The sequence below is a fragment of the Pseudomonas sp. GZD-222 genome, assembly GCF_049310525.1.
In the GTDB taxonomy this organism is placed as follows: Bacteria; Pseudomonadota; Gammaproteobacteria; order Pseudomonadales; family Pseudomonadaceae; genus Aquipseudomonas.
The window spans coordinates 1-10298 of record NZ_JBMOWO010000093.1 but is presented as its reverse complement, the minus strand read 5'-3'; the positions used below and the strand labels follow the sequence as shown (position 1 = coordinate 10298).

Sequence of the window (10298 nt, the reverse complement as noted above, 5' to 3'; positions counted from 1 at the left end):
GGAGCGGGCTTGCCCCGCGATGCGATGTGACTGAACAATCGCAATCGCGGGGCAAGCCCGCTCCCACCGGGGTAAAGCCTTAAGCCGCTACTCCGGCATCCGCCGTCAATCCTGCCTCTTCGATCGCACTGATCGCGCACTGCTCATCGATATCCGAGGTATCGCCACTGATACCGATCGCCCCCACCACCACGCCCTGCTGATTACGAATCAGCACGCCACCTGGCGCCGGCACCACCGGGCTTTGCCCCAGACCATTGAGCGCGGCAAAAAATGCCGGGCGTTGCTGTGCGTCCAGGGCAATCAGGCGTGAACCCTTGCCCAGGGCGATAGCCCCCCAGGCCTTGCCCATCGCCACCTGCGGGCGCAGCAGGCTAGCGCCGTCTTCGCGCTGCAGGGTCAGCAGGTGGCCGCCAGCGTCAAGCACCGCCACCGTCAAGGGTGCGGCGGAGATCTTGCGACCCGCGGCCAGCGCGGCGTTCACCAGGCTGACAGCGACTTTCAGGGTCAATGTGGTCATGGAAAGGTCCTCTTGTTGTTAGAAGCCCTGAGGGCAGGTGTGAAAAAGCAATAGAACAAATAGAACACAATGGCGAATATTTTTGTATACAATATTTTCAGCGCGATAAACCAATTCGGACGAAACGCCTTTTTTATGGCCTTCCCGACGAAAGCACCCATCGCCGATGAAAATGGATTGACCAGAGTCGCCTGGCGTGAATACACTCTGACGAAAAGCCATTTGTATACAATTACAAAATCAAAGAGGCACAAAACCATGAGCAAAATGAGAGCAATTGATGCAGCCGTTCTGGTGATGCGCCGCGAAGGTGTTGATACCGCGTTTGGTATTCCGGGTGCTGCAATCAACCCGCTGTACTCGGCCCTGAAGAAAGTCGGCGGTATCGATCACGTCCTCGCTCGTCACGTTGAAGGCGCCTCGCACATGGCCGAGGGCTACACCCGCACCAAAGCCGGCAACATCGGCGTGTGCATCGGCACCTCCGGCCCTGCCGGCACTGACATGGTCACCGGCCTGTACAGTGCCTCGGCCGACTCCATCCCAATCCTGTGCATCACCGGCCAAGCGCCGCGTGCCCGTATGCACAAGGAAGATTTCCAGGCCGTCGACATCACCAGCATCGTCAAGCCGGTGACCAAGTGGGCGACCACCGTTCTGGAACCAGGCCAGGTGCCTTACGCGTTCCAGAAAGCTTTCTATGAAATGCGCTCCGGCCGTCCAGGCCCTGTGTTGATCGACCTGCCGTTCGACGTGCAAATGGCCGAGATCGAATTCGACATCGATGCCTACCAGCCGCTGCCAGTACAAAAGCCTGCCGCCAACCGCATCCAGGTCGAAAAAGCCCTGGCCATGCTCGACGCCTCCGAGCGTCCGCTGCTGGTTGCCGGTGGTGGCATCATCAACGCCGATGCCTGCGAGAAACTGGTCGAGTTCGCCGAACTGACCGGCATCCCGGTTATCCCTACCCTGATGGGCTGGGGCATCATCCCTGACGATCACCCGCTGATGGTCGGTATGGTTGGTCTGCAGACCTCGCACCGCTACGGCAACGCCACGATGCTCAAGTCCGACGTGGTCCTGGGTATCGGTAACCGTTGGGCCAACCGCCACACCGGTTCGGTTGATGTCTACACCGAAGGCCGCCGTTTCATTCACGTCGACATCGAGCCAACCCAGATCGGCCGGGTATTCACCCCTGACCTGGGTATCGTCTCCGATGCCGGTGCCGCTCTGGACGTGTTCCTGGAAGTGGCTCGCGAGTGGAAAGCCGCCGGCAAGCTCAAGGATCGCAGCGCCTGGCTGGAAGACTGCCAGCAGCGCAAATCGAGCCTGCAGCGCAAGACCCATTTCGACAACGTGCCGGTCAAGCCGCAGCGCGTGTACCAGGAAATGAACCAGGTGTTCGGCAAAGACACCTGCTACGTCAGCACCATCGGTCTGTCGCAGATTGCCGGCGCGCAGTTCCTGCACGTCTACAAGCCGCGTCACTGGATCAACTGTGGCCAGGCCGGCCCGCTGGGCTGGACCATTCCTGCCGCCCTGGGTGTGGTCAAGGCCGACCCGACCCGCAAGGTAGTCGCGCTGTCGGGCGACTATGACTTCCAGTTCATGATCGAAGAGCTGGCGGTGGGTGCGCAGTTCAATCTGCCGTACGTTCACGTGCTGGTGAACAACTCCTACCTGGGTCTGATCCGTCAGGCGCAGCGTGGCTTCGAGATGGATTACTGTGTGCAGCTGGCGTTCGAGAACGTCAACGCCCCTGAACTCAACGGTTATGGCGTCGATCACGTCGCCGTGGTCGAAGGCCTGGGTTGCAAGGCCCTGCGCGTTACCGAGCCGAGCGAGATCGCCCCGGCCCTGCTCAAAGCGCAAAAACTGGCTGAAGAGTTCCGGGTTCCGGTGGTGGTCGAGGTTATCCTCGAGCGCGTAACCAACATTTCCATGGGCACCGAAATCAACGCGGTCAACGAATTCGAAGACCTGGCCCTGGTCGGCAACGACGCGCCAACCGCGATTTCCCTGCTCGACTGATTGCTGCAGCGGCCCTGCTGCGTTACGCACAGGGCCTACTTTTGCAAGGAGACAACCATGCCACGTTTCGCCGCCAACCTGTCCATGCTGTTCACCGAGCAGGACTTCCTCGCCCGTTTCAAGGCTGCAGCCGACGCCGGCTTCAGCGGTGTCGAATACCTGTTCCCGTACGATTACAGCTCGGCTGAAATCAAGCAGCAGCTCGATGCCCACGGCCTGACCCAGGTGCTGTTCAACCTGCCGGCCGGTGACTGGACCAAAGGTGATCGCGGTATCGCCTGCGATCCGGCCCGCGTCGAGCAGTTCCGTGCCGGTGTCGACCTGGCGATCGCCTACGCCCAGGTGCTGGGCAACACCCAGGTCAACTGCCTGGCCGGTATTCGTCCACAAGGTCCGGATTGCGCGACCGTGCGCAAGACCTTTGTCGACAACCTCAAGTACGCCGCCGACAAACTGCAAGCCGCCGGGATCAAGCTGGTCATGGAAATGATCAACACCCGTGACATTCCAGGTTTCTACCTGAACAACACCCAACAGGCCCTGGAAATCCAGGCCGAAGTCGGCAGCAGCAACCTGTTCCTGCAGTACGACATCTACCACATGCAGATCATGGAGGGCGACCTGGCCCGCACCATGGAAAGCAACCTGGCCAAGATCAACCACATCCAGCTGGCCGACAACCCGGGCCGCAACGAGCCGGGCACTGGCGAAATCAACTACCGCTTCCTCTTCGAACACCTGGACCGCATCGGCTACCAGGGCTGGGTGGGCTGTGAATACAAGCCGCTGACCACCACCGAAGCTGGCCTTGGCTGGTTGAAATCCCACAACGCGATCTGAAACTGATTGGCATGGATTCTCGGTGGGAGCGGGCTTGACCCGCGATGCGATAGCGACTTCAACACCGCTATCGCGGGGCAAGCCCGCTCCCACCGGGCTACCGCATCTAACAATTACAAGAGGCATCTCTCATGGCTAAAATCGGATTTATCGGCACCGGCATCATGGGCCGCCCAATGGCGCAGAACCTGCAAAAAGCCGGTCACAGCCTGTTCCTCTCCACTCATCACGATGCTGCCCCGGCTGACCTGGTCGCCGCTGGCGCCGTCGCCCTGGCCAACCCGAAAGAAGTGGCTCAGGAAGCTGAATTCATCATCGTCATGGTGCCGGATACCCCACAGGTCGAAGCGGTCCTGTTCGGTGAAAACGGCGTTGCCCAAGGCGTCGGTCCAAACAAGGTAGTGATCGACATGAGCTCGATCTCCCCTACCGCTACCAAAGCCTTCGCCGAGAAAATCAAAGCCACTGGTGCTGCCTACCTCGACGCGCCGGTGTCCGGTGGTGAAGTCGGCGCCAAAGCCGCGACCCTGAGCATCATGGTCGGTGGTTGCCCGAACGCTTTCGAACGCACCCTGCCGCTGTTCCAGGCCATGGGCAAGAACATCACCCGCGTCGGTGGCAACGGTGACGGCCAGACGGCCAAGGTCGCCAACCAGATCATCGTCGCCCTGAACATTCAGGCCGTCGCCGAAGCGCTGCTGTTTGCTGCCAAGAACGGTGCCGATCCAGCCAAGGTACGTGAAGCACTGATGGGCGGCTTCGCCTCTTCGAAGATCCTCGAAGTGCACGGCGAGCGCATGATCAAAGGCACCTTCGATCCAGGCTTCCGCATCAGCCTGCACCAGAAGGACCTGAACCTGGCCCTGCAAGGCGCCAAGGAGCTGAACATCAACCTGCCCAACACCTCCAATGCCCAGCAAGTGTTCAGCACCTGCGCGGCCATCGGTGGTGCCAACTGGGACCACTCGGCGTTGATCAAAGGCCTTGAGCACATGGCCAACTTCTCGATCCGCGGCGACGAGTAAGCTGCAAGCTTCACGCCGTAAGAAAATCCAGGTCGCGCATCGATCCGCATTTTCTTGAGGCTTGCCGCTCAAAGAGCACCACCGCCCCTGGGTCGGCCTGCACGGAGGCAGAACCAGGGGCGTTTTCGATTCTGAAGAACAATAAGATTGGAGCCTGCCATGTCGCTCGATCCGCAACACTTTCTGCGCGACCTGTTCGCTACGGCCATCGACGCCGCGCACCCACGCCAGGTTCTTGAAGCACACCTGCCCAGCGACCGCAGCGGTCGCGTTATTGTCATCGGCGCCGGCAAGGCTGCCGCCGCCATGGCCGAAGTCGTCGAACGCAACTGGCAAGGCCCGGTTTCCGGCCTAGTGGTAACCCGCTACGGTCACGGCGCCAGCTGCTCGAAGATCGAAGTGGTCGAAGCCGCCCACCCGGTCCCCGATGCCGCCGGCCTGGCGGTCGCCAAACGCGTACTGGAGATGGTCAGTGACCTGAGCGAAAACGACCGGGTAATCTTCCTGCTCTCCGGCGGTGGCTCTGCCCTGCTGGCTTTGCCGGCCGAAGGCCTGACCCTGGCCGACAAGCAACAGATCAACAAAGCGCTGCTCAAGTCCGGCGCCACCATCGGCGAGATGAACTGCGTGCGCAAGCACCTCTCGGCGATCAAGGGCGGCCGTCTGGCCAAGGCCTGTTGGCCAGCCACGGTCTACACCTATGCGATTTCCGATGTACCGGGCGACCTGGCCACGGTCATCGCCTCCGGCCCCACCGTGGCCGACCCGAGCACCTCGGCTGAAGCCCTGGCAATTCTCAAGCGCTACAACATCGAAGCCCCGGCGGCGGTGACGGCGTGGCTGAACAACCCGGCCTCCGAGACCGTCAAGGCCGACGACCCGGCACTGGCCCGCAGCCATTTCCAGTTGATCGCCCGTCCTCAGCAGTCACTTGAGGCGGCGGCAGTCAAAGCCCGCCAGGCCGGCTTCAGCCCGCTGATTCTGGGTGATCTGGAAGGTGAATCGCGGGAAGTGGCCAAGGTCCATGCCGGCATTGCCCGGCAGATCGTCCTGCACGGCCAGCCGCTGTCGCCGCCGTGCGTGATCCTCTCCGGTGGCGAGACCACCGTGACCGTGCGCGGCAATGGCCGTGGCGGACGCAATGCCGAGTTTCTCCTGAGCCTGACCGAAAGCCTCAAAGGCCTGCCCGGCGTCTACGCCCTGGCCGGTGATACCGATGGCATCGATGGTTCGGAAGACAACGCCGGTGCCCTGATGACCCCGGACAGCTACGCACGTGCTGCAGCTCTGGGTCTGTCGGCCAGCGACGAACTGGACAACAACAATGGCTACGGCTACTTCGCCGCGCTCGATGCACTGATCGTCACCGAGCCGACGCGGACCAACGTCAACGATTTTCGCGCGATTCTGATCCTTGAGAGTGCCAAACCATGACGCCTGATAAAAAAGTCAAAATCCTCGCGACCCTCGGGCCTGCCATCAAGGGTATCGACGACATCCGCCAGTTGGTCGAAGCCGGGGTGAACATCTTTCGCCTCAACTTCAGCCACGGCGAACACGAAGACCACGCCCTGCGCTACCAGTGGATCCGTGAGGTAGAGAGCCAGCTCAACTACCCGCTGGGGATCCTCATGGACCTGCAGGGGCCAAAACTGCGTGTCGGCCGCTTCGCCGACGGCAAGGTCCAGCTGCAACGCGGCCAGGCCCTGCGCCTGGACCTCGACAGCACCCCTGGCACCCTTGAGCGGGTCAACCTGCCGCACCCGGAAATCATCGCGGCGCTGGAACCAGGCATGGACCTGCTGCTCGATGACGGCAAGCTGCGCCTGCGGGTGACCGCCAAGCACAGCGACGCCATCGACACCGAAGTGCTCAACGGCGGCGAGCTGTCCGACCGCAAAGGGGTCAACGTACCGCAAGCGGTTCTGGACTTGAGCCCCCTGACCGCCAAGGACCGCCGCGACCTGACCTTCGGCCTGGAGCTGGGTGTCGACTGGGTGGCCCTGTCGTTCGTGCAGCGCCCGGAAGACATCGTCGAGGCGCGCCAGCTGATCGGCGATCGCGCCTACCTGATGGCCAAGATCGAGAAGCCGTCGGCCGTTACCCAGCTGCGGGCGATTGCCGAACTCAGCGATGCGATCATGGTTGCCCGTGGTGACCTGGGCGTGGAAGTGCCGGCCGAAAGCGTGCCGCAGATCCAGAAGAGCATCATCAATACCTGCCGCGAACTGGGCAAACCCGTAGTGGTTGCCACGCAGATGCTGGAATCGATGCGCTTCTCGCCCGCCCCGACCCGCGCCGAAGTCACTGACGTGGCCAACGCCGTCGCCGAAGGTGCCGATGCGGTAATGCTCTCGGCCGAGACCGCCTCCGGCGACTACCCGCTCGAAGCCGTGCAGATGATGAGCAAGATCATCCGCCAGGTCGAGAACGGCCCGGACTACCAGGTGCAACTGGACGTTGGCCGGCCGAAGGCGGAAGCGACGGTTTCCGATGCGATCAGCTGTGCGATCCGTCGTATCAGCGGCATTTTGCCGGTGGCAGTGCTGGTCAACTACAGCGAGTCGGGCGCCTCGACCCTGCGTGCTGCACGCGAGCGGCCACGGGCACCGATCCTCAACCTGACCCCCAACCTGGCCACCGCCCGCCGTCTGAGCGTGGCCTGGGGTGTGCACTCGGTGGTCAATGACCGCCTGCGCCAGGTCGATGAAATCTGCTCCACCGCGCTGGAAATCGCCCAGGCACAAGGCATGGCCAGCCGTGGCGATACCCTGTTGATCACCGCCGGTGTGCCTTTTGGCAAGCCGGGATCGACTAACACGCTGCGGATTGAAACCTTGATCTGAAGGTGAAGCCCGCTCCTACCCTGTGGGAGCGGGCTTGCCCCGCGATAAACCCAACACGGAAAAGGCCCAAAGAGGCCACTCCACTCCACATCAACCCAGACTGCCCCCATGTACACCAAGAATTTCGTCAACCCGTGCCCGGATTGGGCTACGGCCTTGCTCAATGGCTTCAGCCAGGTCCTGCTGCAGCGCAATCCGCTGTGCGGGCTGTTGTGCCTGCTGGCCATCACCCTGACCGCCCCCGATCTGGTCGGCGGCGCCTTGCTTGGCGCCCTCGCCGGGCTGCTCACCGCCCAGCGCCGTGGCTACAACCGCACCGATCGCCAGGCTGGCCTGTACAGCTACAACGGTGTGCTGATCGGCCTGCTGCTCAGCTACGCCCTGCCCTGGTCAGCAATCCTGCCGCCGCTGATCATCGCCGCCGGCGGCTTGAGCAGCATGCTCGTGCACCAGTGGCTCAAACGCGCCAGCTCCAACCTGTTGCTTCCGGCTTACACCGCGCCGTTCGTCTTGATCGGCTGGGGCGTGCTGCTGGTCAGCGAGCCAGGCGCCAGCGCTTCCAGCACGATTGAGCCCAATGCGCTCTATGCCCTGATGCGTGGGTTGGGCCAGGTATTTCTGCTCGACAACCCGCTGGCCGGCCTGTTGATTGCCGTTGGCCTGCTGATCTCCAATCGCTATGCCGCTGCCTGGGCGTTGCTCGGTGCCGCACTGGGCGGTAGCGTCGCGCTGCTCGGGGGTGAAGCCAATGCCGCGTACGCCGGCCTCTACGGCTTCAACGCCGCGCTCGCCGCGCTGGCCTTCAGCCAGACCCGCAAGCAACCCTGGCTGCCATTACTGGCGATGATCCTGGCAATCCTGCTGCAACCGCTGGTTGCTCAATTGCCGGTGCCAGGCCTGACCGCACCGTTCATCTTCGCCTGCTGGCTGGTGCTGATCGGCCAGCGCCTGCTGCGCCAGCCGCTGGCTCGCCGTGCCGGTCGCTTGCATAGCTGAGTTGCTGCCCCTAGGCTCAGCTCCATTGTGTAATGGAGCTGAGCATGGACACCCCTTCGAGCTGGCGTGAGCGGCTCTACATCATCGTTTTTCAAACCGATACCATCGCCGGGCGGCGATTCGACAAAACATTGCTGCTGATCATCTTCGCCAGCCTGGTGACTGTGATCCTCGACAGCATCGACGAGATCCACCAGAACTACGCCGGGCTGCTGGCGCTGATCGAGTGGGGCTTTACCGCGATCTTTCTCGCCGAGTATGTAGTGCGCCTGTACTGCTCACCGAAGCCGTTGCGCTATGCCTTCAGCTTCTACGGCCTGGTCGACCTGCTGGCGATCGTGCCGGGAATCATTGCCCTGTACTACAGCGACGCGCAGTACCTGTTGATCATCCGGGTGATCCGTATGCTGCGGATCTTTCGCGTACTCAAGCTAAGCCCCTATCTCAAACAGGCGCATTACCTGCTCGAGGCGCTGCGCGGCAGCAAGCAGAAGATCATCGTCTTTCTGGTCAGTGTCTCGACCCTGGTGACGGTATTCGGCACCCTGATGTATGTGGTCGAAGGCCCCGAACATGGCTTTACCAGTATTCCCAAGGGGATCTATTGGGCGATCGTTACCCTGACCACCGTCGGCTTTGGCGATATCGTGCCCAAAACCCCGCTTGGCCAGGTGATTTCCTCGATGGTGATGATCACCGGTTACTCGATCATTGCCGTGCCCACCGGGATCTTCACTGCTGAACTGGCCAATGCCATGCGTGGCGAACAGCTCAAGCACGACTGCCCGGTCTGCCGCAAAAACCAGCATGAGCACGGCGCAGCCTTCTGTTCACGCTGTGGCAATGCACTGTTCAAGAAAATGGAATAAGCAAAGTACTTTTTAATCTTTTAGCGCCTAAGCACCAACCGCTATAGTCGCTGGCATAATGCCTTTAACGCTAATTCGAACAAGGAAAGCTCCGTGAAAAAACTCTTTAGTGCCTCGCTTCTGGCCGCCGGTCTCGCTCTGGGCTCCCTGGCTCACGCCGCACCCGCGCCATTGCTGAACGTCTCGTATGACGTCATGCGCGACTTCTACAAGGACTACAACGCTGCCTTCCAGAAACACTGGGAAGCCGAGCATAAAGAGAAACTCACCGTGCAGATGTCCTTCGGCGGTTCGAGCAAGCAGGCGCGCTCGGTGATCGACGGCCTGCCCGCCGATGTCATCACCATGAACATGGCCACCGACATCAATGCCCTGGCCGACAACGGCAAGCTGGTGCCGGACAATTGGGTCACCCGTCTGCCCAACAACAGCGCGCCGTTCACCTCGGCCACGGTGTTCATCGTTCGCAAGGACAACCCTAAAGCGCTCAAAGACTGGCCAGACCTGCTCAAAGATGGCGTCCAGGTCATCGTCCCCAACCCGAAAACCTCGGGTAACGGCCGCTACACCTACCTCTCGGCCTGGGGTTATGTGCTGAAGAACGGCGGTGACGAGAACAAGGCCAAGGAGTTTGTCGGCAAGCTGTTCAAACAGGCGCCGGTGCTCGATACCGGTGGCCGTGCCGCCACCACCACCTTCATGACCAACCAGATTGGTGACGTGCTGGTGACCTTCGAAAACGAAGCCGAGATGATCGCCCGCGAGTTCGGCCGTGATCAGTTCGAGGTCATTTACCCGAGCGTTTCCGCTGAAGCCGAGCCACCGGTGACCGTGGTCGACAAGGTCGTCGACAAAAAAGGCAGCCGCGCTACCGCCGAGGCCTACCTGAAGTACCTGTGGTCGCCAGAGGCCCAGGAAATCGCCGCCAACAACTACCTGCGCCCGCGTGATCCTGCGATCCTGGCCAAGTACACCGACCGTTTCCCGAAAGTCGATTTCCTCTCGGTAGAGAAGACCTTCGGCGACTGGCGCACCGTGCAGAAGACCCACTTCAATGACGGTGGCGTGTTCGACCAGATCTATACCGGCCAGTAACAGTCCAGTCCTATCGCGGGGCAAGCCCGCCCCCCCCGTAAAACAAAGTGGGGGCCGGCCCGTCCCCCGCCTA

General features: G+C 61.6%; 9 protein-coding genes. 8 read left to right on the top strand and 1 reads right to left on the bottom strand.

Going from position 1 to position 10298, the window contains the following annotated elements; genetic code table 11:
* Positions 1–79: 79 nt before the first annotated feature.
* Positions 80–520, bottom strand: coding sequence for a GlcG/HbpS family heme-binding protein (locus ACO6VD_RS17655; RefSeq protein ID WP_157193438.1), 441 nt, complete (start codon positions 518–520; stop codon positions 80–82).
* 258 nt (positions 521–778) lie between these two features.
* On the opposite strand from ACO6VD_RS17655, the gene gcl reads away from it, so the two are divergent.
* The 8 genes from gcl to ACO6VD_RS17615 all read left to right on the top strand — a co-directional run bounded on the left by gcl (position 779) and on the right by ACO6VD_RS17615 (position 10225).
* Entirely contained in the window at positions 779–2554 is a 1776-nt protein-coding gene (gene gcl / locus ACO6VD_RS17650; protein WP_422420923.1) for a glyoxylate carboligase, read from the top strand.
* Positions 2555–2611: 57 nt separating this feature from the next.
* Positions 2612–3394, top strand: coding sequence for a hydroxypyruvate isomerase (gene hyi / locus ACO6VD_RS17645; RefSeq protein ID WP_422420921.1), 783 nt, complete (start codon positions 2612–2614; stop codon positions 3392–3394).
* A gap of 131 nt (positions 3395–3525) precedes the next feature.
* Positions 3526–4419, top strand: coding sequence for a 2-hydroxy-3-oxopropionate reductase (locus ACO6VD_RS17640; protein WP_157193441.1), 894 nt, complete (start codon positions 3526–3528; stop codon positions 4417–4419).
* Positions 4420–4578: 159 nt separating this feature from the next.
* Complete coding sequence (locus ACO6VD_RS17635; protein ID WP_422420920.1) at positions 4579–5853, top strand: glycerate kinase type-2 family protein; 1275 nt, start codon at positions 4579–4581, stop codon at positions 5851–5853.
* Positions 5850–7265, top strand: coding sequence for a pyruvate kinase (pyk, locus tag ACO6VD_RS17630; protein WP_400172691.1), 1416 nt, complete (start codon positions 5850–5852; stop codon positions 7263–7265). Before ACO6VD_RS17635 ends, pyk begins: the two co-directional genes overlap by 4 nt.
* A 108-nt stretch (positions 7266–7373) precedes the next feature.
* Positions 7374–8261: an urea transporter gene (locus ACO6VD_RS17625; RefSeq protein WP_422420919.1), complete on the top strand. Its 888-nt coding sequence runs from the start codon at positions 7374–7376 to the stop codon at positions 8259–8261.
* A gap of 44 nt (positions 8262–8305) precedes the next feature.
* Complete coding sequence (locus tag ACO6VD_RS17620) at positions 8306–9130, top strand: ion transporter (RefSeq protein WP_400172689.1); 825 nt, start codon at positions 8306–8308, stop codon at positions 9128–9130.
* A 93-nt stretch (positions 9131–9223) separates the two neighbouring features.
* A complete protein-coding gene (locus tag ACO6VD_RS17615) occupies positions 9224–10225 on the top strand; it encodes a sulfate ABC transporter substrate-binding protein (protein ID WP_400172688.1) in 1002 nt (333 codons plus the stop codon).
* Positions 10226–10298 lie beyond the last annotated feature (73 nt).